This is a genomic window from uncultured Streptomyces sp., assembly GCF_947488945.1.
Lineage (GTDB): Bacteria > Actinomycetota > Actinomycetes > Streptomycetales > Streptomycetaceae > Streptomyces.
The window spans coordinates 137,714-161,192 of the sequence record NZ_CANLBS010000005.1 but is presented as its reverse complement, the minus strand read 5'-3'; the positions used below and the strand labels follow the sequence as shown (position 1 = coordinate 161,192).

Annotated in this window: 24 protein-coding genes; 9 read left to right on the top strand and 15 right to left on the bottom strand. The window is 74.9% G+C overall.

Annotated elements, in window-relative coordinates:
* Positions 1 to 52: 52 nt before the first annotated feature.
* From Q0994_RS09530 to Q0994_RS09515, 4 genes are all read right to left on the bottom strand, one after another.
* Positions 53 to 943 carry a hypothetical protein gene (locus tag Q0994_RS09530; RefSeq protein ID WP_299531577.1) on the bottom strand — a complete coding sequence of 297 codons (891 nt, stop codon included), beginning with the start codon at positions 941 to 943 and terminating at the stop codon, positions 53 to 55.
* On the bottom strand, positions 940 to 1,962 hold the full coding sequence (locus Q0994_RS09525; RefSeq protein WP_299531574.1) for a hypothetical protein: 1,023 nt from the start codon (positions 1,960 to 1,962) through the stop codon (positions 940 to 942). The genes Q0994_RS09530 and Q0994_RS09525 overlap by 4 nt, the downstream gene beginning before the upstream one ends.
* Before the next feature lie 107 nt (positions 1,963 to 2,069).
* Positions 2,070 to 3,161, bottom strand: coding sequence for a hypothetical protein (locus Q0994_RS09520; protein ID WP_299531571.1), 1,092 nt, complete (start codon positions 3,159 to 3,161; stop codon positions 2,070 to 2,072).
* Positions 3,158 to 3,898, bottom strand: a complete 741-nt coding sequence (locus Q0994_RS09515; RefSeq protein ID WP_299531568.1) for a cupin domain-containing protein — start codon at positions 3,896 to 3,898, stop codon at positions 3,158 to 3,160. The genes Q0994_RS09520 and Q0994_RS09515 overlap by 4 nt, the downstream gene beginning before the upstream one ends.
* Before the next feature lie 306 nt (positions 3,899 to 4,204).
* Here Q0994_RS09515 and Q0994_RS09510 point away from each other — a divergent pair, with 306 nt between their 5' ends.
* Positions 4,205 to 5,896 (top strand): MFS transporter, encoded by a 1,692-nt coding sequence (locus Q0994_RS09510; protein ID WP_299531566.1) that lies wholly within the window; start codon positions 4,205 to 4,207, stop codon positions 5,894 to 5,896.
* Between the two features lie 68 nt (positions 5,897 to 5,964).
* Here the strand turns inward: Q0994_RS09510 and Q0994_RS09505 are convergent, their stop codons facing one another.
* The 6 genes from Q0994_RS09505 to Q0994_RS09480 form a co-directional block, all read right to left on the bottom strand.
* Entirely contained in the window at positions 5,965 to 6,618 is a 654-nt protein-coding gene (locus tag Q0994_RS09505) for a Dps family protein (RefSeq protein ID WP_299531564.1), read from the bottom strand.
* 165 nt (positions 6,619 to 6,783) lie between these two features.
* Positions 6,784 to 7,518 (bottom strand): glycosyltransferase family 2 protein, encoded by a 735-nt coding sequence (locus tag Q0994_RS09500; RefSeq protein WP_299531562.1) that lies wholly within the window; start codon positions 7,516 to 7,518, stop codon positions 6,784 to 6,786.
* 11 nt (positions 7,519 to 7,529) lie between these two features.
* Positions 7,530 to 8,147, bottom strand: a complete 618-nt coding sequence (locus Q0994_RS09495) for an SAM-dependent methyltransferase (protein WP_299531560.1) — start codon at positions 8,145 to 8,147, stop codon at positions 7,530 to 7,532.
* Complete coding sequence (locus Q0994_RS09490) at positions 8,144 to 8,899, bottom strand: PIG-L deacetylase family protein (protein WP_299531558.1); 756 nt, start codon at positions 8,897 to 8,899, stop codon at positions 8,144 to 8,146. The genes Q0994_RS09495 and Q0994_RS09490 overlap by 4 nt, the downstream gene beginning before the upstream one ends.
* Positions 8,896 to 9,948, bottom strand: a complete 1,053-nt coding sequence (locus Q0994_RS09485) for an acyl-CoA dehydrogenase (RefSeq protein ID WP_299531556.1) — start codon at positions 9,946 to 9,948, stop codon at positions 8,896 to 8,898. The genes Q0994_RS09490 and Q0994_RS09485 overlap by 4 nt, the downstream gene beginning before the upstream one ends.
* A gap of 184 nt (positions 9,949 to 10,132) precedes the next feature.
* The gene (locus Q0994_RS09480; RefSeq protein ID WP_299532130.1) at positions 10,133 to 10,306 is read right to left on the bottom strand and encodes a CsbD family protein; all 174 of its coding nucleotides are present in this window, start codon (positions 10,304 to 10,306) and stop codon (positions 10,133 to 10,135) included.
* A gap of 135 nt (positions 10,307 to 10,441) precedes the next feature.
* On the opposite strand from Q0994_RS09480, the gene Q0994_RS09475 reads away from it, so the two are divergent.
* Complete coding sequence (locus Q0994_RS09475; protein ID WP_299531554.1) at positions 10,442 to 11,488, top strand: YafY family protein; 1,047 nt, start codon at positions 10,442 to 10,444, stop codon at positions 11,486 to 11,488.
* Positions 11,489 to 11,500: 12 nt separating this feature from the next.
* On the opposite strand, the gene Q0994_RS09470 is transcribed toward Q0994_RS09475, so the two are convergent.
* Positions 11,501 to 12,469 (bottom strand): SDR family oxidoreductase, encoded by a 969-nt coding sequence (locus tag Q0994_RS09470; RefSeq protein ID WP_299532128.1) that lies wholly within the window; start codon positions 12,467 to 12,469, stop codon positions 11,501 to 11,503.
* Between the two features lie 238 nt (positions 12,470 to 12,707).
* On the opposite strand from Q0994_RS09470, the gene Q0994_RS09465 reads away from it, so the two are divergent.
* On the top strand, positions 12,708 to 13,343 hold the full coding sequence (locus Q0994_RS09465; protein WP_299531552.1) for a LysE family translocator: 636 nt from the start codon (positions 12,708 to 12,710) through the stop codon (positions 13,341 to 13,343).
* On the opposite strand, the gene Q0994_RS09460 is transcribed toward Q0994_RS09465, so the two are convergent.
* The 4 genes from Q0994_RS09460 to Q0994_RS09445 form a co-directional block, all read right to left on the bottom strand.
* Positions 13,321 to 14,586 carry a cytochrome P450 gene (locus Q0994_RS09460; RefSeq protein WP_299531550.1) on the bottom strand — a complete coding sequence of 422 codons (1,266 nt, stop codon included), beginning with the start codon at positions 14,584 to 14,586 and terminating at the stop codon, positions 13,321 to 13,323. The two genes, Q0994_RS09465 and Q0994_RS09460, sit on opposite strands and share 23 nt — an antisense overlap.
* Positions 14,587 to 14,997: 411 nt before the next feature.
* The gene (locus tag Q0994_RS09455) at positions 14,998 to 15,444 is read right to left on the bottom strand and encodes an ATP-binding protein (RefSeq protein WP_299531548.1); all 447 of its coding nucleotides are present in this window, start codon (positions 15,442 to 15,444) and stop codon (positions 14,998 to 15,000) included.
* A gap of 99 nt (positions 15,445 to 15,543) precedes the next feature.
* On the bottom strand, positions 15,544 to 15,897 hold the full coding sequence (locus Q0994_RS09450) for an STAS domain-containing protein (protein ID WP_299531546.1): 354 nt from the start codon (positions 15,895 to 15,897) through the stop codon (positions 15,544 to 15,546).
* Between the two features lie 115 nt (positions 15,898 to 16,012).
* Entirely contained in the window at positions 16,013 to 16,363 is a 351-nt protein-coding gene (locus Q0994_RS09445; RefSeq protein WP_299531544.1) for a PRC-barrel domain containing protein, read from the bottom strand.
* A gap of 460 nt (positions 16,364 to 16,823) precedes the next feature.
* Here Q0994_RS09445 and Q0994_RS09440 point away from each other — a divergent pair, with 460 nt between their 5' ends.
* The 6 genes from Q0994_RS09440 to Q0994_RS09415 all read left to right on the top strand — a co-directional run bounded on the left by Q0994_RS09440 (position 16,824) and on the right by Q0994_RS09415 (position 23,413).
* Positions 16,824 to 18,374, top strand: a complete 1,551-nt coding sequence (locus Q0994_RS09440) for a PP2C family protein-serine/threonine phosphatase (RefSeq protein WP_299532126.1) — start codon at positions 16,824 to 16,826, stop codon at positions 18,372 to 18,374.
* Positions 18,371 to 19,453: a B12-binding domain-containing protein gene (locus Q0994_RS09435; protein WP_299531540.1), complete on the top strand. Its 1,083-nt coding sequence runs from the start codon at positions 18,371 to 18,373 to the stop codon at positions 19,451 to 19,453. Before Q0994_RS09440 ends, Q0994_RS09435 begins: the two co-directional genes overlap by 4 nt.
* On the top strand, positions 19,450 to 19,896 hold the full coding sequence (locus Q0994_RS09430; protein ID WP_299531537.1) for an STAS domain-containing protein: 447 nt from the start codon (positions 19,450 to 19,452) through the stop codon (positions 19,894 to 19,896). Before Q0994_RS09435 ends, Q0994_RS09430 begins: the two co-directional genes overlap by 4 nt.
* A 161-nt stretch (positions 19,897 to 20,057) precedes the next feature.
* Entirely contained in the window at positions 20,058 to 20,528 is a 471-nt protein-coding gene (locus Q0994_RS09425; protein WP_299531534.1) for a MarR family winged helix-turn-helix transcriptional regulator, read from the top strand.
* Between the two features lie 237 nt (positions 20,529 to 20,765).
* Positions 20,766 to 22,052: a PP2C family protein-serine/threonine phosphatase gene (locus tag Q0994_RS09420; RefSeq protein ID WP_299531532.1), complete on the top strand. Its 1,287-nt coding sequence runs from the start codon at positions 20,766 to 20,768 to the stop codon at positions 22,050 to 22,052.
* Positions 22,053 to 22,234: 182 nt separating this feature from the next.
* Positions 22,235 to 23,413, top strand: coding sequence for a PP2C family protein-serine/threonine phosphatase (locus Q0994_RS09415; protein WP_299531530.1), 1,179 nt, complete (start codon positions 22,235 to 22,237; stop codon positions 23,411 to 23,413).
* Positions 23,414 to 23,479 lie beyond the last annotated feature (66 nt).

The window sequence follows — 23,479 nt, the reverse complement described above, 5'->3', positions numbered from 1 at the left end:
CGTCTGCGTACCTCGGGTGTGTCGGACGGACGGCGAAGGGGCGGGGCCGCGCTCACGGGGCGGGCCAACTGAGGAACCCCGCGGCGCGCAGCTCCCGCAGGTCCTCCCGGACGGACCCGCGCGCGGGGCGCGACAGGCCGCGGGTCATCCGCAGTACGGCCCGCAGCAACCGGGCCGGCGGCACGGCGGCCACCTCCGCGAACCGGCCCCGGTCCAGCCAGGCGGCCTCGTCGGGCCGCAGCCCGGCCGGCAACGGCCCCATGGCGTCCCGCACCCCGGAGGCGTACGACGGCCCGCGCCCGGAGGGGAGGCGCAGCGCCGCCGCGTGCCGGGGAACCAGGCCCATCGACGCGACCCGGACGCCCGGCAGCGGGCCGAGGGCGGCCCGGACCCGTTGCGGCAGCGCGATCCCGGCCGGGCTCGCGTCGTGCAGCACATGGACGGTGGCGCCCCGGGCCCGGACCAGCGCGGCGACCAGCGGCCCGTCGGGTGCGGGAGCGTCCGCGACCGGGAACACCGGGCAGGCCGCCTCCAGATGGATCTGGTTGGCGAGCAGCATCGCGGCGATGTCCCGGTCCTGGCAGAGCAGCAGGCGCGGCACCCCGTACGCGTACAGGTCGGACTCGTGCCGACCGCTTCCGGCGGGTGGGCGGAAGGCGTCCGGGGCCACCGGCGCGAGCAGCCCCGGCACCGGGCCGGTCCGTGCGGCGAGCACCCCGGCGAACCGGGTGAGCCGCAGCGCGGGCGGGGCGGAGCGGGCCGGACGCACCGGCAATCGCGTCGACGGACTGAGCAGGCGGCACGTCTCGTAGTACAACTGCCGCTCGGTGAATCGCACGCGGCCGGGGAGCGCCGCGCGGGCGGCGGCGGCCTCGACGGCACGGGCGAGCAGCCGGTCGCCGGCCGAAGTGAAGGACGCGGCGGTGAAGGGAGTGGGACTCACGAGGACACACCGCCCTTCCCGCGGGCCGGACCGTGAGGCTGGTCGGGGCGCGGGGGCCAGCTCAGGAAGCCGCCGGCGTCGCGTGCGCCGGCCGGGGCGAGCGCCACGGCACGGGCGACCGCCTGCTCGACGACGGACATCAGCACCGGCGGCGGAACCGCCGCGACCGGGCGGACGAACCCCGCCGCCAGCCGGGCCGCCTCGTCCGCGGAGAGTCCGCCGAGCGCCCGCAGTTCCTCGACGGAGAAGTCCCGGACGCCGGTCAGGACGGTGACCGCGTCCCGGCCGCCCGGCCCCGTCCGCGGCGGACACACGTCCACCACGATCTGTCCGGGCCGCGCCGCCCGCAGCACCGCCGCCAGCAACGCCCCCTCGGCGTCCTGGTCGCGCACCAGCACGAGGGGAACGGCGGGCCGGAACGGGGCCAGCCGGGCCAGCGCGTCCTTGGTCCGCGCGCCGCGCCGCGACGCCCCGACCGAGGGCCGCACCTCGACCAGGACCGCCCGCAGCCGCGCCGGAACGCCGTTGACCCGGAGGAAGTGCGCGACCGGCGCGTCGGTGCACAGCAGCACGGCCCGCGGCTGCCGCAGCGGTTCCGGCGCGGGCGGTGCGGCGGCGGGCGGAGGGTCGTCCACGACGCCCGCCGGCAGCCGTCCGTACACCGGCGTCCAGGTGTTCCGCATCAGCCCGGTGAACGAGAGCCGGGGCGGGGTGATCCGGGACCCGGCGGGACGGCCCTCGCGGTGGCGCAGGGCGACGGCCGCCACCAGCACGCCGAGGGCCGCGCCCGACGGCACGAGCGCGAGCGGCCACGCGGTCAGCCCGGTCACCACCAGCAGGGCGGTGACCACGGGTATCGCCACGAAGGCGCGGATCATCGGAGGTGTCCCGCGCCGTCCGACCGCCTCCCACGCCGAGTGGTGGTTGACGCAGGCGTACCAGAGCTGCGTCAGGGTGACCTTCAGCCTGCCGCCGTCGGTGGCACGATCGGCACGGCGCCGGACGCGCAGATCGTGCATCCCCGGTCCGTCCAGGCCCGGGTCCAGGGCGAACCGGGACGTACAGCGGGGACAGCGTCTGCCGGTACGTTCCCGGCGCTTGAGCGAGGCCGAGCAGCGAGGACAGATCACCGGCCGGCCCTCCGTTCCGGCCCGGCGGTGCCGGGCCAGGTGAGGAAGCCGACGGCCTCGGCCCGCCGGCGATCGGGGTCCCCGGGTCCGACGGCCCGCCCGGCGGCGCGTTCCACGGCCGCCAGCAGCTTGGCCGGGGCCACCCCCACCAGCGGGTAACTCCAGCCGCGTGCCAGCCAGGCCAGCTCGGAGGCGTCGAACCCCCCGGAGGCCCGCAGTTCGTCCAGCGCCGCGGCGTCCGGCCGGTGCGCCGGGTCGCGGAAGGGCACCGCTCGCGGCAGGGCGCGGAATCTGCGCAGCGGGAGTCCGGCGTCCACCACCCGGCGCCCCGGAAGGGCGGCCCTGGCCCGCATCACGAGGAGAGCGCCCGCCGCGTCCGCGTCGTGCAGGACGAGCACCGGGCCACCGGACGGCAGGGCCCGTACCTCGTCGAGCGAGGGGGCGAGCACCAGACCGTGCCGTTGCGGCAGCCCGGCCGCCGTGAGGAAGACGGCGACCGACGGGTCGGGGCACAGCAGCACGGCGGGCGCGGACCGTCGCGGCCCGGCGGGGCCCGCAGTCGCGGACCGCGCGGGCGGTACGCCGGACCCGCGCGCCGGATACGACCGGTCGTCGACCACCCCGGGCGGCAGCCCGCCGTACACTCCTTTCCACGGGTCGAGCACCAGCGGGCGGAAGGCGGCCCGGGGCACCGGGGGTCTGCCGAGGCCCGCCCCCGAGGCGCGTGCGACCAGCAGTGCGAGCCCCACCAGGACCAGGACGCCGCCCACGGCCGTCACCGGGACCGTTTCACTCACCAGGCCGCCGAACGTCAGGAAGCCCCCGGCGAGGAACGCCCCGCCCAGGCACCCGGCGCCGAAACGGCTCTCCCGCAGCGACCGCCGGGACAGCGCGTACCAGAGCTGGCCGGGGGCCACCCGGTGCCGCCCCTCGTCCGTGATCCTGTCGAGGACCTTGCGCACCCGGATGTCGTGGAGCCGCAGCGGGTTGGTCTTCGGGTCCAGGGCGTACCGCCGCCGGCAGAAGGAGCAGATCTGGCCGGAGCGCTGCTTGCGGAGCAGCGAGCGTGCGCAGTGCGGACAGATCATGGCCGGGCCTCCAGCGCGGTCGCCACCCGGCGCAGCCGGGCCGCCAGCCGTTCGCGGACCGTGGTCCGGGCGATCCCGGCCGTCCGCTGGCGCTCCTCGATGGACTCCAGGGCGGCGGCCAGCGTCAGGAAGTCGGTGGTGGGCGGGGCGGCGGTGGCCACCGGAGACCGGCCTTCCGGGCCTTCGGCGGCGCCTTCGGCGGGGCCGGACTCCCCGGCCCGCCGTCGGGCGTCCGCCGCCGTGATCGCGTAGTCCTCGTGGTCGATGCCGAATCCGGTGTTGGCGGTCAGGATCGTCAGCGGAAGCCCGCCCCGGTTGGCGAAGGAGTGCGGCATCATTTCGGGGATCCGGATGAGCATCCCCGGCGACAGCGGCACCTCGGCCGTCGTGCCGCGCTCGGCGTCGTACAGACCGCACGCCGCGTGCCCGAGACTCAGCACGAAGTGCTCGCCGCCGTGGGCGTGCGGGGTGAACGCGCTGCGCGGCCGGACCACGCCCAGCTTCACCGTCGCGTTCGACGGGCGTTCGGGCGAGGTGGCCGCGTCCCCCACCAGGTAGTGCGCGAACTGCCCGTCGTCGATGAACCGCAGCAGCTCCCCGGCCGGTCCCAGCTCGTGTTCCCGGTGGCGGTCGCCGACCACCACCCGGCCGTCCGGACGCAGGTGGTAGATCTCCACCCCGTGCGGCAACGTGCCGCGCACCGCTCGCGGAACACCGTCGTAGGCATGCCCGGACATCGCGCCTCCCCCTGTGCCGACCTGCCGCGCGGCGGGCACTCCCCTTGTCGGCGGCTCCCGCATGGTAGGGCGCGGGCCGCCAACAAGGGGAGTGCCCGGGGCGGACGCCCGGAAAACCGGCGGCGAACACCGGGTGGCGGCCACCGCTCGTGCCCGGTCGCACGCGCCCGCTGGGCCGAATGGCGGACCCGTCCGTTCGGGCCTACGGTCAAAAAAGTACGTCCCGTCCCGCACGCACGGCCGACGCGTACGCTGTCGGCGCCCCCACGTGAGCATCGGATGACGCATCGGATGACACATTCCCCCGTGACACCGGCGCAACGCGCCGACGCCCCCGAGAGCGGCCGGCGCAAAGCGCTCGCGCTGCTCGTCATCGCCTCGTGCCAGCTGATGGTGGTCCTCGACATCACCATCGTCAACATCGCGCTGCCGCACATCCAGACGTCGCTCGGCTTCTCGACCGAGAACCTGTCCTGGGTCGTCAACGCCTACACCCTGACCTTCGGCGGGCTGCTGCTGCTCGGCGGCCGGCTGGGCGACATCCTCGGACGCCGCAGAGTCTTCATGTTCGGCGTCCTGCTGTTCGTCTTCGCCTCGCTGCTCGGCGGCCTCTCGCAGGAATCCTGGCAACTCCTCGCCGCACGCGCCCTCCAGGGCGTCGGCGGGGCCATCGCCTCGCCCACCGCCCTGTCGCTCATCACCACCACCTTCCGCGAGGGGCCCGAACGCAACAGGGCGTTCGGGGTGTTCGCCGCCGTGTCCGCGGGCGGCAGCGCCATCGGCCTGCTCGCCGGCGGCCTGCTCGTGGAGTGGCTGGACTGGCGGTGGATCCTCTTCGTCAACGTCCCCATCGGGCTGGCCATCGCGCTGGCCACGCCCCGCTTCATCAGGGAGTCCGAACGCCATCCAGGCCATTTCGACATCGCCGGAGCGCTCACCTCCACGCTCGGCATGGTGCTGCTGGTCTACGGCTTCATCCGGGCATCCGAGGACGGCTGGACGGACCCGCTGACCCTCGGCTCCTTCGCGGCGGCCGTGGTCCTGCTGGCTCTGTTCATCCTGGTCGAGCAGCGCTCCAGACAGCCCATCACACCGCTGAAGATGTTCCGCGACCGCAACCGCGCCGGCACCTACGGCATGATGCTGGCCCTCGCGGCGGCCATGTTCGGCATGTTCTTCTTCCTGACCCTGTTCGTCCAGAACATCCTGGGCTTCAGCCCGCTGCGGGCCGGACTGGCCTTCCTGCCGGTCAGCGCGATCATCGCGGTCGGTGCGGGCATCGCCTCCCAACTGCTGCCCCGGTTCGGCCCGAAACCCTTCATGGTGACCGGCTCCCTGCTGGCCGCCGCGGGGCTCGGCTGGCTCACCCTGACCGACGTGGACAGCTCCTACCTGGGAAGCATCCTGGGGCCGATGCTCGTCTTCGGCCTCGGCATGGGCATGCAGTTCGTGTCTCTGACACTGATGGCGGTCTCCGGGGTCCGGCCCAGGGAGGCGGGCGCCGCGTCCGGTGTCCTCAACGCCACCCAGCAGGTGGGCGGTTCGCTCGGACTGTCGATCCTGGTGACCGTCTTCGGCACCGCCAGCCGCAACGAGGCCGCCGACCAGGTGCCGGACTTCCTGCGGACGGCCACCCCGGCGCAACGCGCCGAGTTCCGCAGCACCGGGGAACTGCCCGGCCGCTGGGGCGACGAGGTCCTGGCGGCGGGCGTCTCGCAGGCCTTCGTCGTGGCCGCGATCCTCGCCGTGCTCGCCGCGGTGATCGCCCTCTTCGTCATCCAGGTGCGCGCCTCGGACCTGGAGCGGCTGAAGGGCGGCGGCGTCGGAACACCGGCCCCGGCCGCCGCCCCCGACGACCCGGCGCCGGCCGGGGGCCCGGCACGCCCGGCACACGCCGACGGAACCACCGTCGCGGAGCGGGCCGCCGACCGGCCGGCCGGTCCCCGCCGCGAGCCACCGGGACCCGGGGTCCCGGACGGCCGCGACCGGCCCGGCTGAACACGCCCCGCACGCCGCAGGGCCTCCCCGGACGTGTTCCGGGGAGGCCCTGCGGCGGAGCGGGACGGTCAGCGACCGCGCCGGGGCGCCGCGTTCTTGCGCGGCGCCGCCTTGGCCGCCTTCTTCGCGGCGGTCTTCTTGGCGGGCGGAGCGGCCTTCGCGGTCTTCTTCGCGGCGGCGGCGGCACCCTGCTCGGTGGTCGATCCCTCCGTGGTCAGCGTGCCCGAGCTGGTCTCCAGGTGGGCCCGGACGAACCACTGGAACTGCTCCAGTCCCCGCAGGTGCTCGATGAGCAGGTCCTCGGTGACGGGGTCGATCTCGCCGACCTCCTCCGTCGCCTTGCGGTGGTCCTCGATGATCCCCGTGTACACCTGGTCGAGCGCGCCGAGGTGGGCGAGGGCGTCGGCGCGGCCGATCGAGTAGTCGTCCCAGGTGCGCTCGGCCACCAGGACGCCCGGCGTGCCCTGCGGCTCGCCGCCGAGCGCCGAGATGCGCTCGGCCGCCGCGTCGGCCATCTCGCGCACGGCCGCGGTCTGCGGGTCGAGCATCTCGTGCACCGCGATGAAGTGCGGGCCCACCACGTTCCAGTGAATGTGCTTGAGCGTCAGCGCGAGGTCGTTGAGCGCGTGCAGCCTCAGCCTCAGCAGGTCGATGACCTGGCCGCCCTCCTTCTCGCTGAGGCCGGGGACGGTGTAGCGCGGGGTCGAGTCGAGGGGCGACATGGTGCTCCTGCCTGATGGTGCGGTTGTCTGTCGCAATCCGGTTTCCCCCTGTTTCGCCGATGACACCCGCCGGACCCCGACGCCCACCCGATGAGGAACCGGGGTGTGCGGCGGATGGCGCAAGCGGCGTGGCTCCGGAGCCGCCCGGCGCGACCCGGCCGTCCGTCACACGGCCGGCGCCGGGCCGCTGCACTCGGAGGCCAGCCGGGCCAGGTGGTCCCCAAACCCGCCCGCCGCCCGCGCCCGCAGCCGGCCCGACGTCAGCACCGGACACTCCGCCGTGCGCAGCACCCGGTGCCCGGCCGATTCCAGCGCCCCCACGAGGGCGTGGTCCTCACCCACCGGCAGCGGCGGGAAACCGCCCACGTGCCGGTACGCGTCCGCGGCCACCCCCAGGTTGGCTCCGTGCACGTGCGGATGGCGCCACTCCACGCCGGTCGCCGGCCTGGACGCCTCGTACCGACTCAGGTGCAGAGCCGCCAGCCGGGCGCGGTGCGGCGGCCAGTGGTCCACCTCGACCGTCCCCACGAACGCCTCCCAGCCCTGCCGGGCGCGGGCCGCCTGCCGCGCCAGCCAGTCCGGCTCCACCGTGCTGTCCGCATCGGTGGACGCGATCCACAGACCATCGTCCCCGGTGCCGGTCCCGTCGGCGCCCAGTTCCCGCAGCGCGACGTCGACCCCGTGGGCACGGGCCCGTCCCGCGTTGCGGAAACGGCCCGTGACGACGCGCGCTCCGGCCCGCTCGGCAACCCGCGCGGTCGCGTCCGAGCACCAGTCCGCGACGACGACCGTGCGCACCTCCACGCCCGCGAGCGACGGATGCCCGGCGGCGAGCCGTACCGCCTCGACCGCACGGCCCACCGACGCCTGCTCGTCGTGGGCGGGCACCACCACGGCCATGCCTCGTATCCTCACGCCAGTCCCTCCGCGCGGGCGGGGGAGGGCGCCGGTGCGCCGTCCGCGCCGAGGCGGACGAAGACCTGGAGGGCGAAGTCCTCCTCGCGGTGGTCGACGGCGAGCGCCAGACCGGGCAGGCGCCCCAGCACACCGGCCAGTTCGTCACCGGTCCGCAGGTGTTCGGGCACCGGGTGGTTCCAGTGCACGGTGACCAGCGTGCCGCCGGGCTCCAGTGCGGCGACCGCCCGCTCCAGCAGCCGGTAGAGCTGCTCCGTGCCGAAGTAGTAGAGGAGTTCGGAGAGCACGACGAGGTCGAAGGAGCCGTCCGGCCACTCGTCGGGCAGCACCAGCTTCCGCACCCGCACGTGCGGCTGGTCGCGGACCCGCGCCGAGGCGGTCTCCACCGCCGAATCCACCCGGTCGCAGGCCAGCAGCGCGTCGCAGCGGGGCGCCAGCATGGACGTCAACTCGCCGACCGAGCAGGCCGGTTCGAAGGCGCGGCGGTACCGTTCGCGGGGCAGCGACGCGACGGTCAGACCGTACTTGCGCCGCTCGTACCACCGCTCCGCCAGGTGCCAGGGGTCCCGTGACCCCCGGTACATGTCGTCGAAGTACGACGCGGGGGTGCTCACCGGAACACCACCTCCACGCCGCGCAGATGGTGGGCGATCTCGTCCGGCCGCAGGATCGCCGCGTCCTCGGGGGCGGGGCCCAGCGGGTGGATCTGGCTGACGAAGCAGTCGATCGCCTCCCTCTTGCGCCGGGCGGCCTCCGGGGTCAGCGCGATCCGCGCCGCGCTCTCCCACGGCACCCGCGGGTCGGCGGGCCGGGCCCAGTGCCACATCCACACCGGGTAGAGCACGCGCTCCACTCCGGCGATCCTGGCGGCCTCCGTCGCCGCGCGACCGGCGGCCTCGTGGTCGGCGTGCACGTCCCCGGTCCAGGGCGCGGCCACCAGCCGGGCGTCCGCGAGCAGCGGCACCAGCCGGCGCACCGCCTCCTCCTCGTGGTCCGCGACCCCGGTGTCCGGCAGACCCAGCCGCACCACCCGGGCCCCGCCTGCGCCCAGCCGGCCGAGCGCGGTGCGGGTCTCCTCGGCCCGTATCCCGGCGAGTCCGGCCGGGGTCACCACCCGGCTGCGCGGGTGCGAGCCCTCGCCGTCGGTCAGCGCCACCACCGTGACGCGCACCCCCGCCGCGGCGAGCAGCGCCATCGTGCCGCCGAACCCCAGCACCTCGTCGTCGGGATGGGCCGCCACCACGACGACGTGCCCGTCGGCCGGCAGATCCAGCGCCGGCAGGGCGTCCCAGCTCCGCCAGGCCCGCCAGTGCGCCTCGTCGGTGTTCTCCGCCCGGATCGGGTCGGTGGGCGCGGGCCGGGTCACGCGTCCTCCCCGGGCCGGGCGACCGCGGCGCCGAGCGCGGCCAGGTCGCGTTCGGCGTGGTGCTGCCGGACGTAGACCGCGAGGTCGGCGGCGGCGCGGGCGTGACGCGGGTCGTGGCAGAGCGGCCCGGCCCCGGTGGCCCGGCCCACGTGCCGCAGGACCTCGTCGCAGACGTGTTCCACGAACGCCCGGACGCGCATCGCGCGCAGCCGGGCCCCCTCCTCCTTGTCGAGCGGATCCCGGTCGATCTCCCCGGCCGCCTCCGTCAGCACCGCCGACGCGGCGTGCAGCAGCATGTCGACGCTGCCCAGATGGGCGTCGGTGTGCGGTTCCGGGCGACGTGCCGCCGCCGCGCGAAGGGCACGCGCCACGCCCACCGCCCCGCCGTACCAGCACGCGGCGACACCGACCCCGCCGTGCTCGAAGCCGGGCCGGTGCACGTACGCGCCGGGTGCGCCGACCGGGACGGCCGGGGTGGCGCGGAACCGGACGTCGGGGGTGTCGCTGCCGGCCATGCCGACCGCCTGCCAGGTCCCCGCCACCGGGGTGACGGACGGGCCGTCCACGGCCACGGCGAACAGCCGGCGCTCCCCTTCGGCCTCGGCGGTGACCAGGGCGTGGGTGCAGCTGTGCGCGCCGGAGCAGTAGCGCTTGAGCCCGGTCACCGACCAGGAGCCGCCGGACCGGGCGAAGGTCAGCCCCTCGCCGGGCGGCTCCGCGGCCCACACGCCCCAGCGGCTGCCGGGGGCGGGCGGGGGACCGTCCAGTTCGGCGAGGATGGCGACCGCGTCCACGTGGCCCTCCACCAGCCGCGCGACGCAGACGTCCTGTTCGGCGACGCGGCTCAGGGCGTCGAACCGGGCGGCGGTGGAGCCGGCCCCGGGGAGGGGGAAGCGGAGTTCACCCGCGTCGATCCGTTCGACGACGGCGGCGAACCCCGCCGCGGCGTCGGCGCGGACCGCCGCGGGGCCGGTCCCGGACGCGGGGTCGATACCTTCTCCGCCGGCGCCGGGGCCCTGGCGGACCCCGGCCACTGTGGTGTCGGACATGAGGTGCCTTTCGCTCAGCCGCCCGAGCGGCCATTTCACTATCACCGCCGGGCACACCCGCCGCCTCCCGGCGCCCACCGCGCCGGGACGGGCCCGCGGTCCCCCCGGCCGGGGACGCCCGAAGGGCCCGGCGGACCGGACGTGGCCGGTGCGCGGGCCCCTCGGGGTACGTACTGCGGACGGTTCAGTGCTTGAACGTGTCCTTGACCTTCTCCTTGGCCTGGCGGGCGTCGCCCTGGGCCTGCTCGGCCCGGCCCTCGGCGGTCAACCGCTCGTTGCCGACGGTCCGGCCGGCGACTTCCTTGATCTTGCCCTTGGCCTGCTCGGTCTTGGCTTCGGACTTCTCGTTGGCTGCCACGATGCTCACATCCCGTCTTGGTCGACCATGCGGACACACCACCGCCTGTCCCGGAACCGAAGGCCGAAACATCGGATTCCGGATATCCCGGCCACCGGGCCCGCGTCCGTCCGGCGGCTGCGCCATCCTGGGGGGATGCGTGCCGCCCGCCTGATCCGTATGGCTCTCCTGATCCAGTCGAACCCCGGCCTGACCGCGGCCGCACTCGCCCGCGAGCTGGAGATCTCCGAGCGGACCGTGATCCGCGACGCCCAGGCGCTGCAGGAGGCGGGCGTCCCCGTCCGCTCGGCACGGGGCCGGGCGGGCGGGTACTCCCTGGCCGCGGGCTACCGGACCCGGCTCACCACCCTCCGGCCGGGCGAGGCGGAGACGCTCTTCCTGTCCGGCCTGCCCTCGGCTCTGCGGGACCTGGGACTGTCGGACGCGGCGCGGACCGCCCGGCTGAAACTGACCGCGACGCTGCTCCCGTCGGTGCGCCGGGCCGCCGAGTCCTCGGTCCGCCGCTTCCACCTCGACGCCCCGGCCTGGTTCCGCGAGCCCTCCGCCCCGGCTCTGCTGCCGGAACTGGCCCGCGCGGTGTGGGCGGACCGGACCGTCGCCCTGTCGTACACGCGACCGGGCCGGGACGGCGGACCTCCGTCGACCGTCGTGCGGGTGGTGGAACCGTACGGGCTCGTGCTGAAGGCCGGCACGTGGTACGCCGTGGCCCGCGTCCCCGAGGAACGGGAGGACGGCGGCTGGCGTACCTACCGGGTCGACCGGGTGACCGCGCTCGGCCCGGCCCCCGGGGCGGAGGAACCGTTCGTCCGCGACCCGGACTTCGAGCTGGCCGCGCACTGGGACGCCCGGTCGGCCGCCTTCGCCCGCACCCTGCTGCGCACCACCGTCACGGTCCGGCTCACCGACCGGGGGTTGTGGCGGCTGCCCGCCGTCGTGGACGGGGCCGCCGTGGCCGACGCCCTCGCCTCCGCGGGCGCCCCGGACGCCGCGGGCCTGGTCACCCTCGACCTGCCGGCGGAATCCGAGGACGTCGCCTTCGACCAACTGGCCCGGCTCGGCGCGGATGCCGAGGTGCTGGCGCCGGCCGGCCTGCGCGCCCGCTTCCGTGAGCGGGCCGGGGCCCTGGCGGCCCTCTACCGGCCCGGCCCCGGGGCAGCGGGAGCCGGGCCGGCCGCAGACTGAACGAGCCGGGTGTCAGCGGTAGTCGTCGGGGGAGCCCTGCCCGCCGCCGTGGACGACGTCCTCGAAGTACGCCCAGGCGTCCGGCCGGCTGCCGTCCACGTCCGTCACCCCGTACGCCTTGGCGAGTTCCGCGCTGGAGGTGGACCTGCCGTTCCACCGCTCCGCGCGGTCCGGGTCGGCGGCCAGCGCCGCGACGGTCCGGGCCAGGTAGCGCGGCGACTCCGCGATCGCGAACGCCGGCTCCTGGGCGATCGCATCACGCCAGTTCGCCTCACTCACACCGAAGTGGGCGAGCATCTGCTCCGAGCGCAGGAATCCCGGCGAGACCGCGACCGCCGTGCCTCCGTACTCCGCCAGTTCCTGACCCAGCCCGAACGCGAGGCGGATCGGGGCGTTCTTCGCCAGGTCGTAGTAGATGTTCTCCCGGTAGCGGCGGTTGTAGCGCGCGGTGCCGTCGGTGACTTCCACGAGCAGCGGCGCGTCGGAACGGATCAGCAGCGGAAGCAGCAGCGCCGCGGTGATCACGTGCGAGCGGGCGCCGAGTTCCAGAATCCGCAGTCCGTCGGCGAGCGGCGTCTCCCAGCTCTTCTTCCCGAACACCGAGGCGACCAGCAGGTGTTCGCCGCCCCACAGGTCGTTGACGAGGATGTCGAGCCGTCCGTGCTCCCGGTCGATCCGTTCGACGAGGGCGCGTACCTGGGCCTCGTCGAGATGGTCGGTGGGCACCGCGATCCCGGTGCCGCCCGCCGCGGAGACGAGTTCGGCGGTCTCCTCGACGGTCTCGGTGGTCCGGCCGACCTCGCTGACCCGGGTCCGGGTGGTACGGCCGGTGACGTACACGAGCGCCCCGGCCCGGCCCAGTTCCACGGCCTGGGCCCGCCCCGCCCCGCGGGTCGCACCCGCCACGAGTGCGATCCGCCCCGCGAGCGGACGGTCCCGGGCGGGCCGCGCGGTCCCTCCCGCGTCCTGTGCGTCCGGCATGTCCTGCGCGGCCTGTTCGGTGGGCTCGGTGGTGCTGCTCCGGTTCTCCATGCGTCCATCGTTCACCCCAGACCTGACAGAACCCGTCACCTTTTGCGGGCGTCGCGGACCCACCGTCGTCTCCGCCGTCGTTCGCACCGCCCGGAGGGAACGGCCGGCCGGGGAGGGGACGCGGCGCCCGGTGCCGGCGCCGGGGCCGCTCGGGGAGCCTCGGGCCCCGTCGGTAGGATGGCCTTCCATGGCATTGAGCACCGCACTGTGGTCCTTCGCCCTCGTCGTAGGGCTTCTCACTCTCACTCCGGGGCTCGACACCGCCCTCATCCTGCGGACCTCCGCCGTCGGCCGTCGCCGGCGGGCCTGGGGCGTCGTCCTCGGCATCCAGACGGGCACCCTGGTGTGGGGCGCGCTCACCTCGCTCGGTGTGACCGCCCTCCTCACCGCCTCGCACCTCGCCTACGAGACGCTGCGCTGGTGCGGCGCCGTCTACCTGGTGTGGATGGGCGTCCGCATGCTCCGGGACACCTTCCGGGGACGGGGCGCCGACACCGCCGGGGAGCCGCTGCCCGCGGGACCCGACTCGACGGCCGGAGGCTGGCGGCAGGGCACGCTCACCAACCTCCTGAACCCGAAGATGGGCGCCTTCTACGTCGCCGTGCTGCCCCAGTTCATCCCCGACGGCAGCAGCCACCTGGCCATGGGACTGCTGCTCACCTCGGTGCACATCCTGATCGGCCTGGTCTGGTCGGCCGTCCTCATCGGCTGCGCCCGGCTGCTGAACGGCTGGCTCCGCCGCCCCCGCAACCGGCGGCTGCTGGACCGGGTCACCGGGACCGTGATCGGCGCCTTCGGCGTCAGGCTGGCCCTCGGCGACTGACCGGGCCGCGGGCGGTGCTCGGCCGCCCCAAATACACCGGCAGGGCGTCCGGGCAGTTGGAGATGAAGCTGGTCACCGGCCGCAGCTCCGCGTCGGGCACCGCCGCGCTCAGCTCCGGGAAGCGCCCGAAGAGCAGCTCCAGAGCCGTGGTGGTCTCCAGCCGGGCCAGCGGGGCGCCCAGGCACAGATGGGCGCCGTGACCGAACGCCAGGTGGTCCTTGGCGGTCCGCAGCAGATCGAACCGGTCCGCGTCCCCGCCGTGCGACTCGGGGTGACGGCCCGCCGCGCCCAGGGACGCGAGGATGGCCTCGCCCCGGTTGATGACGGTGCCGTCCGCGAGCTCGATGTCGCTGACCGCGAACCGCATGGGCAGATGGGCCACCGGCCCGTCCCGCCGCAGGGTCTCCTCCACGACGTCGCTCCACGTGGCGCGGCCCGCGTCCACCAGTTCCGACTGCGCGGGATGGGCGAGCAGATTGCGCACCGCGTTGCAGATGAGGGCCACCGTCGTCTCGAAGCCCGCGGAGATGACCAGCAACAGCGTGTCGGCGAGCTCCTGCTCGGTCAGCGCGCCGTCCTCCTCGTCGCGGGCCGCGATGAGCACGCTGATCAGGTCCTCGCCCGGCCGCGTCCGCCGCAGCGCGATCAGCTCGTGCAGCAGTCCGTACAGGCGCGCGGTGTTCTCCTGCTGCTCCTGCGGCGACAGCGCGGTGGAGAACACCTTGTCCACCGACCGGCGCATGCGGCCCTCCAGCGCGGACGGCACCCCGAGCAGGCGGCAGATGACCAGGATCGGCAGCGGGTACGCGAACGAGGCCCGCAGGTCGACGACCTGGCCCCGGTTCTCCTCGGCCAGCCGGTCGAGCAGCGCCTCGGCCGTCTCCACGACGACCGGGGCCATGGCACGGGTACGGCGCGCGGTGAACGCCCCCTGCACCAGGGCCCGGAGCCGGCGGTGCTCGGAGCCGTAGGTGGTGAACATGTTCCGTACCGCCACCCAGGAGGCCAGCGGCCAGGCGGGCACCAGGCGTTCGAAGTCCGGCCAGTGCGCCTGGGCGTCCTTGGAGACCCGCGGGTCGGCGAGTAACTCCTTGAGCACGGTGGGGTGGCTGACGGCCCAGGCCTCCACCCCGAGCACGTCGACGCGGGACACCGGCCCGCGTCTGCGCAGTTCGGCGTCCTCGGCCACCCGGTCACGGGCCGACGGGTCGAGGACGAGTACCGGGCGATCGCTGAGCTGCATCGGAGCCTCCGTGGCGACGGGGGTCCCGGCGCCAGGTCGGGCGCCGGCACCGGTCGGTCCGGCGCGCCGTCCGGGGCACAGCGTCGCCGGGGAGGAGACGGTTCTGTCACCGCGGTCGTGGGCGCGCCGCACCGGCGGCACGGTCAGCCTCTCCCGGCACAGCCGCCCCGCGGGAGGGCGCGGCGGAGGTGCCGGGGGACCGAAATGCGCGTGCGCCCCGCGCGCCGGTGCCCGTGCGGCGGGCGCACACGCGGGCGCACGCCCGGCGGCCGATTGCACCGGGGCGTGCGCGTGGAGGGATCATGCGGGGCTCGACGGGCCGGGAGCGGGACCGGGCGACGAGCGGCCCCCGGAAGGAACCGGGGGCGGCGCCCCCGGAACACACCTCAACAGAACCGGATCAGGCAGGGATCAGAACAGGGCGACCAGCACGCTGACGCGCTTGCCGGCGGAGTGCGGCGTGACGGTGACCCGCTTGCAGAGGCGGTGCACCAGCGGCCAGCCGTAGCCGCCGATCTGGATCGCCCCCGGCCGGGGGGCGACGGTGACGGGCACGGCGGGGTTGGCGTCCGAGACGCTCAACAGCAGCCCCTCGACCGTGAGTTCGGCGGAGAACGCCGTCAGGCCGCCGCCGTGCCGGATCGCGTTGGTGACCAGTTCCGACGTCACCAGCATGGCGTCCGAGATGACCACGTCGTCCATCCCCACGTCACGGAGCGTGCAGAACTCGTCGTCCAGCAAGGTCCGTACGACGGCGCGCGCCGCCGCCGCGTCGGCGGGCACGTTCGGCGAAGGGCCGGTCGTGCCGCCCTCGCCCAGATCGTCCCGTGCTCCGTCGATGGTCCGCTCCGTACTCACGTGCCCCTCCGCCCGTCTTCGAACAGGCCGCTCTTCACGCCGCCCCCGTATCCGGGGACAGACGTGTCCACGACCTTGTGCCCGGCTCGCGGCCGGGACTCAGCATGTGGTCGCCGCCTCGACGGTCTCCGCCAGTTCGAAGGCGTCCGCCGTCCCGGTGATCTCGAACAGCCGCCGGACCGCCACCTTCAGCGGTCCCGCCAGGACCAGCCGCCGTCCGGCGCGTACGTGCTGCTCACGCCCGTCCAGCAGCGCGTGCAGCACCACCGAGTCCGCGAACGTCGTTCCCGACAGGTCCAGCACCGTGCGGCCCGGCCCCTCGCCCGCCGCCGCGCTCAGCGCCCGCACGAGCTCCGGCGCCCCGGCGTCCTCGTCCGCGTCGCCGCGCACCGCGATGAGTGTGTACCCCTCATGGGGCGTGCACGTCACGGTCGTCTTCTCCTGGTCGCTCACGTCACCGATTGTGCTGCACATGTGCCGGGGCCCGGCAGGCGGGTGCTGTCAGTGACCGGGACACGGCGCGCGACCGGCCTCTGGCACCTGGCGTCCCCGGACGCCGGCGTGCCCGTCACGCCACGGCCAGTGAGTCGTAGTACGCGCCGAGCCGGATGAGGTACGCCGGGTCGTTGGTGTCCTGATCGCGCTCGAAGCGCGGGGCGTCCTTCACCTGGTCCTTGGTGCAGCGCAGCCGGATCACCCTGCGCTCCTGGTCGACCGACTCGACCAGACCCATCGGGATGGCGATGCTCCGCCCGAACTTCCAGACCCCGGCGTCCACCACGAGGTGGTCGAACTCCGGCACGAGGGAACGACGGTCCACGGTTCCGATGCCGCCGTCCTCGGCCTCCACCGTGAACTCCGTGGGGTCCGCCCCGGCGAAGGCGTGCTGTGCCGCGGGGCCGCACCAGATGTCGGTCACGTCCGATTCCCTCTCTCGCGTCGTACCCCGTCGTGCGGGGTTGGCGTGCGTCTTCCCGGAGAGTGGCGAAACACACGCGTCACGAAGAGGGAAATCGGAACGGATCGGGCCACCGCCGGGCGGGCCGGTGCGGACGCAGAGGTTCCGCCCGCACCCCGCTCACCTGCGGCGGAGCGGTGGGGCGGGCCGTCCGCCGCCCCCCGGGCCGACGCTGCCGGCTCCGGCGCCGCCACCGCGCGTCCTCGCGGAGCGTGACGGTCCGCGGACGGCGACGGGGTTGCCAGGAGGCCCCCCGGCGGAGGATTGTTGTCCGGAGGCAAATGATTCTGTCGTCCAGCTTGTGAGGTGAGGGGTCCGCACCGCGGGCCTTCTTCGTTTGGTGACTTCCGCACACCGGTCCGCCGCTGTCCACGCGCACACTCCCGCCGATCTGGCGTGGAGCGGTGCCCCCTGCCCCGCCCTGCTGGTCGCTCCCGACGGTGCGGTCGAGCGCGCCAACGACGCGGCCGTCGCCTTGTTCCCGCGGGCCCGGCCCGGAGTCCCGCTGGCCGAGGCGGTGCCGCCCTGGCTGGCCGAGGCCCACCACGAACGCGTCACGGACCCCGCCGGCGGCCCCGTCGGCGAGCGGGTCTTCGAGGCACGGCCGGACCGGCACGACGACGGGCGGGTCGTCTGGTGGCTCCTCGACGACACGGTGCACCGCCGCGCCGAGGAGGAGCTGCGCACCGAGCGCGCCCGCACCGCTTTCCTCACCGAGGCGTCCAACCAGCTGCTGTCCTCGCTCAACCTCGACCGCTGCATGGACGTGACGGTCTCGCTCGCCGCCGCCCACCTCGCGGACGCCGCCCTGGTGATCGCCCCGTCCTCCGGACGCACCCTGCGGGTCGCCCGGTGCACGCGCGGCGGTGCCTCCTCGCTCTCCTGGGAGACCGTCGACCCGGACGAGCTGCCCGGCCTCGCCGAGGCGTTGCAGGGCTTCCCGCCCGTCCCGTCCCGCTGGCTCGACCCGGCGCTCGTCCCCGCCTGGGTGGCCCCCGCGGGCAGCCCGCCGCTCGGGTCGGTCGTGATCACCCCGCTGCCCGGCCACGGCATCCCGGCCGGAGCGCTGATCCTGCTGCGCCACGGCGGCAGCGAGCCGTTCAGCGGCCCGGAGGAGGTCTTCGCCCGGCTGTTCGCCGCCCGCGCCGGCGCCGCGATGTCGGCCGCCCGCACCTACGCCGAACAGGCCTCGATCACCGAGACCCTGATGCGGGAACTGCTGCCCCCGCCGCTGCGGCAGATCGCCGGGGTGGAGTACGCGGGCGGCTACCGCGCCTCGCACGACACCGAGCGCGTCGGCGGCGACTTCTACGACGTCCACCCCGCGATCGAGGAGGGCGGCCCGACGCTGGCCGTGCTCGGCGACGTGTGCGGCAAGGGCCTGAACGCCGCGGTCCTCACCGGCAAGATCCGCAACACGCTCCAGGCGCTGCTGCCCATGGCCGACGACCACCAGCGGATGATCAGCCTGCTCAACAGCGCCCTGCTCAACTCCCACCACGCGCGCTTCGCGACCCTGGTGCTCGCCTCCGCCGTCCGCGAGTCCAGCTCCGTCAAGCTGCGGCTGACCAGCGCCGGCCACGCCGCGCCGTTGATCGTCCGCACTGACGGCCGGGTCGAGGAGGCGCCCACCCACGGCACCCTGGTCGGCGCGCTGCCGCAGGCGCAGGCGCACACCGCGTCGGTGACCCTCGCCCCCGGCGACAGCTGTGTGATGTTCACCGACGGCATCACCGAAGCCCGCGGGGGGCCGCTCGGCGACGGGATCTTCGGCGAGGAACGGCTGCGCGCCGCGCTCGCCGACTGCGCCGGCATGCCGGCCCAGGCCGTCGTCGACCACGTGCAGATGCTCGCCTCCCAGTGGGTCGGCGCGGGCCGGCACGACGACATGGCGGTCGTCGTGGTCTCCGCGCCGCGTACGCACCACTTGAGCGCGGTGAACGGCCACACACGGGGCAGGTACACCGCATGAGCGACTGCCGTACCGCGCCCGCGGGGACACTGACCGACGACCTCTGGGACGCGGTCCTGCACGGCGACGAGGCGGCGGCCGTGGCCGTCGTGCTCGCCGCCCTCGACGCGGGCGCCGAACCGGAGGACGTCCTGCTCGACCTGATCGTCCCCGTGCAGAGCAGGGTGGGGGAGGAGTGGGCGGCCAACCGCATCTCCGTCGCGCAGGAGCATGCCGCCACCGCCATCAACGACCGCGCGGTGGCCGCCCTCGCGCTGCGGGCGCCGGCCGCCGCCCCGGACGCCGGGCGGATCACCGTCGCCTGCGTGGACGGCGAATGGCACGCCCTGCCCGCCCGGCTGCTCGCCGAGGTCCTGAGGCTGCGCGGCTGGCGCGTCGACTACCTCGGCGCGCAGGTGCCCACCCCGCACCTCATAGGCCATCTGCACCGCACCGGTCCCGACCTGGTCGCGCTCTCCAGTTCCCTCGCCACCCGGCTGCCCACCGCGCACGCCACCATCACCGCCTGCCAGGCCACCGGGGTCCCGGTGCTCGCCGGCGGCGCCGCCTTCGGCGCGGACGGCCGGTACGCCCGCCTGCTCGGCGCCGACGCCTGGGCCCCCGACGCCCGCGCCGCCGCCGACCTGCTGGCCGGCGGCCCGCTGCCCCGAACCGCCCGGCCGCACCAGCCCTACGACGACCTGCCGCACCTCGACGACCAGGAGTACACCCTGGTGGCCCGCACCCACGCCGCCCTGGTGAAGGCGGTGCTGGGCGGGCTGGAGGACCGCTTTCCGGCGATGCGCGACTACAGCGCCTTCCAGCGGGAGCGCACCGCCGAGGACGTCGCCCACGTCGTCGAGTACCTCGGCGTCTCCCTCTACACCGACGACGCCGACCTCTTCGCCGGGTTCCTCGCCTGGACCACCGGCATCCTGACCGCCCGGGGCGTCCCCGGGCATTCGCTCCGCCCCGTCCTGGAGATCCTGTCCGAGGAGCTCAAGGACTTCCCCCGCTCCACCCGCCACCTACGGCTCGCCCTCGACGCCCTCCCGGCCGGCCCCCGGAGCACCGCCGCGAAAGGACGGCCCCACGTATGACCACCACCACACCCCCGGACAGTCTCGGGTTCACCACGTCGTGCCGCGCCGGTGTGCTCCGCGTCGAACTGCACGGAGACCTCGACCACGACAGTGCCGACCCGCTGCTGAGCGCGGTCACCGAGGAACTGGCCGGCCGTCCCGGCCTGAGCGACCTGCACCTGGACTGCGCGGGGCTCGGCACGATCGACTCGACCGGTCTCTCGGTCCTCATCATGATCCGCCGTCGCGCCTCCGAGGCGGGCGTACAACTGCACCTGGACGAGCGGGGACCGGCCCTGGAGCGGATGCTCGCCGTGACCGGGACCCTCCGGCCCCTGACCGAGACGCTCACGTCCGACGGAACCCCGGCCGCGACCGCCGCGGCTCGGGAACTGACGCCCCCGGTGGGCGGCGCGGCATCGCAGCAGAGTCGCCCGTCCGCTCCGGACGGCCCGGCGTGACCGGGGACGGGAACGACCGCACCGGCCCCCCGGACGGCCCCGGGCCACCCTCGCCGGCACCCTCCGACCTGGGGTCGAGAGGGTTGCGCGGGCTGACAACGGCGCCGCGGGGGTGGCACAGTGGAGCGATGTTCCCGAGCCGGCCGTCGTCCCCCCGAGAAATGGCCCAGACCGCGTCCGAGGTGACGGATCTGCTCGCGGTCCTCTGGGGCAGAGCCCAGGCCGACGCGCCCGCGGGCCCCAGCTCGCCGTCGCAGCTGCGCGCGCTGCTGGCGATCGAACGCCGGGAGGGCGGCAACATGCGCGCACTGGGCGAGGCCCTGGGATCGACCCCGCCCGCCACCAGCCGGCTCTGCGACCGCCTCGAAGCGGCCGGACTCGTCGAACGCCGCCTGAGCGCGGCGAGCCGCCGGGAGATAGAGCTCTACCTGAGCCGGCCCGGCCGGGCCCTCCTGGAGGAGATCAGGGCGAGCCAGATCCGGCAGGTCGCCCTGGTCCTGGCCGCCATGGGACCGGATGCCGTCGAGGCGTTGCACGCGGGTCTCGGCGCGTTCCGCGACGCCGCCGCACAGGTCATCGACGGAGACAGACACGAGCGGGACGCCCCCGCCCGACTGGCCAACCCCGCCTGACGCCGGAGCGCCGGGCCACGGTTTCCGGAAGCCCGGCCGCAGCCGGTCGGCACCCGTCCGGACGGATGTGCGGACCACGCTGTGCGGAAGCTCACCTTTTGCCCCGCACCGCCCCGACCTGGGACGTTGGCCACTCGGCAATTGTTGTCAGTTGGCAACTGTTCCCTCTACTCTCGTCCCGGACGCATCGTGCGGCCCCATGGTCGGCCGGTCCATGGTGAGAGGAGGCACAGCGCCATGGGCACCCTGCCCCCGACGGTATTCGCACCCCGTGACGACAGTTCCGCCGATCCGTCGCCCTCCGGCCTCCTCTTCCCCGCCGCTCGCAGCGGCGACCACCCCGGATTCGACCTGTGGAGCGGTGAGGGACCCAGTGTCCTGCTCATCGAGGACGACCCCGGCGACGCCCTCCTCGTCGAGGAGATGGTCGCCGACAGCGGTGTCGCGATCGACCTGTCGTGGGCCCGCACCCTCGCGGAGGCGCTCGATCGCCTTGACGACTCCGTGCCCCAGTGCGTCCTGCTCGACCTCCACCTGCCCGACTCCCAGGGCCTCGGCGCCCTGAAGACGGTGCTGTCCCGCGCTCCGGGCGCGGCCGTCGTCGTCCTCACCGGCCTCGCCGAGGAGGAGTCCGGCCTCGCCGCGGTCGCCGGCGGCGCCCAGGACTACCTCATCAAGGGCCGCCTCGAAGCGGACCTCTTCGTACGCGCCATCCGGTACGCGATACAGCGCAAGCGCATCGAGCGCGCCGCCGCCGACCTCCAGGAGAGCCGCCTGCGGGCGGAGGAGAACAGCCGCGTCGAACGCGGTCTGCTCCCCACGCCGCTGCTCCTCGACGACAGCCCCCAGGTCTGCTCCCGCTACCGGCCCGGCCGCGCCCAGACCCTGCTCGGCGGAGACTTCTACGACGTGGTCCAGACCCCTGACGGCACCACCCACGCCGTGGTCGGGGACGTCTCCGGGCACGGACCCGACGAGGCGGCGCTCGGAGTGTGCCTGCGGGTCGCCTGGCGCTCCTTCATCCTCTCCGGCGCCCGCGGTCAGCGACTGCTGGACCTGCTCGAACAGATGCTGGTCGCCGAACGCTCCGGACCCGAGATCTTCGCCACCCTCACCACCCTCAGCCGCGGACCGGGCTCCGCCCGCGTCGACGTCGTGCGCGCCGGACACCCGGGGTTGCTGGTGCGGCCTCCGGACGGACCGGTACGCCTGGAGGAAGTGCCGGGCGGACCCGTGCTGGGCCTGCTGCCCGGACGCGCCCGCTGGCCCGTCACCGCCCTGGACGCGCCGCCGGGAACGCGGCTCGTCCTGTTCACCGACGGCCTCATCGAGGGCCGGACCGGGCGGGGCTCCGAGCGGGTGGGCGAGGAAGGCCTGGTGGAGATCGCCCGGGAACACGCCCATCTCGGGGCCGACGCCTTCGTGGACTCCGTCATCCAGCGGTGCGAGGATCTCGCCGCCAGCAGCGGCGGCCTGGCCGACGACGTGGCCGTGCTCCACCTCGGCTGGACGGACGCCGTATGACGGCGGCCCCCGCCCCCGCCCGCCGGGCCCGCCCCTGAGCCGGACCCGGTCGGCGCTCCGGCTCCGGGCGCGCCTGCGTGTGAGGGGCGTGACCGCGCCGGAGGCGGTCGACCGGATGCCCCTCCTGCCCCGTTACGCTGCTCCCGCCCGAGCAGCACTCTGGTGAAGAAAGCCGACCTACTGTGACGAACTACCTCGCTGTGGAACGCGCCCTGCGCACCGCCGCGCCGCACGCACTGGTCGACGCCGTGCGTGCCGCCCTGGCCGAGCACTACGGCGCCACGGACATCGAACTGCTCATGGCCGACTACAGCCTGACGGTGCTCCAGCCGGTCGACGCCCCGCAGCGCCCGGCCGGACCGCTGCCGGTCGCCGGTTCGCCCGAGGGCCGCGCCTTCGACAGCCAGAAGCTCTACGAGCGCCCCGCGCCCGACGGCGACTCCGTCGCCCTGTACCTGCCGGTGACCGTCCGGGGGGACCGGCTCGGCATCCTGACGATGCGCCTGCCCCGGCTGCGGCGCACCACCGGGGCCGTCCAGGACCTCACCCGGATCGCCGAGCTCCTCGGCCACGAGGTCATCGTCGCCGAACGCGACACCGACCTCTACCTCCGGGCCCGCCGGGTCAGCCGGCTGACGCTCGCCGCCGAGATGCAGTGGCAACTGCTCCCCGGCCGGGCCTGCTCGCGCCGCGAGTACGCCATAGGCGCCCAGCTGGAACCCGCGTACGCCATCCACGGCGACAACTTCGACTGGTCCACCACGGCCGACACCCTCACCCTCACCGTCACCAACGGCATGGGCGAGGGCATCGAGGCGTCCCTCCTCACCAACCTGGCGGTGAACGCCCTGCGCAACGCCCGCCGGGCGGGCATCGGCATAGCGGACCAGGCGGCCCTCGCCGACCAGGCGCTCTACGCCCAGTACCGCGGTGCGTCCTACGTCTCGACGCTGCTGCTCACCTTCGAGCTCGCCACCGGGAACGTCCAGGTGGTCGACGCCGGCTCGCCGCAGCTGTGGCGCAGGCGCGGCAAGACCGTGGAACGCGTCGACCTGGAGGCGCAGCTTCCGCTCGGCATGTTCGACGAGACGGAGTACACCGTCCAGGAGTTCCAGGTCCTGCCGGGGGACCGGCTCGTCTTCGTCAGCGACGGCGTCTACGCGGCCGGCAACCGCGCCGGCGAGGCGTACGGCGAACGCGCCCTGGCCCGCGCCATCCAGGCGGCCGGCCTCCTGCACGCCGCCTCCGTGCCGAGGGCCGTCCTCCAGGCACTGGCCGAGCACCGCGACGCGGAGCCGGAGGACGACGCCCTGGTGGTCTGCCTGGACTGGTTCGGGGACAAGGGCGGGCCGGAGGGATGACGGGCTGATCCGGCCGGGCGCCGTACCCCGCACCCGGTGCGGGCGGCACGGCGGCCCCGCGCCGCG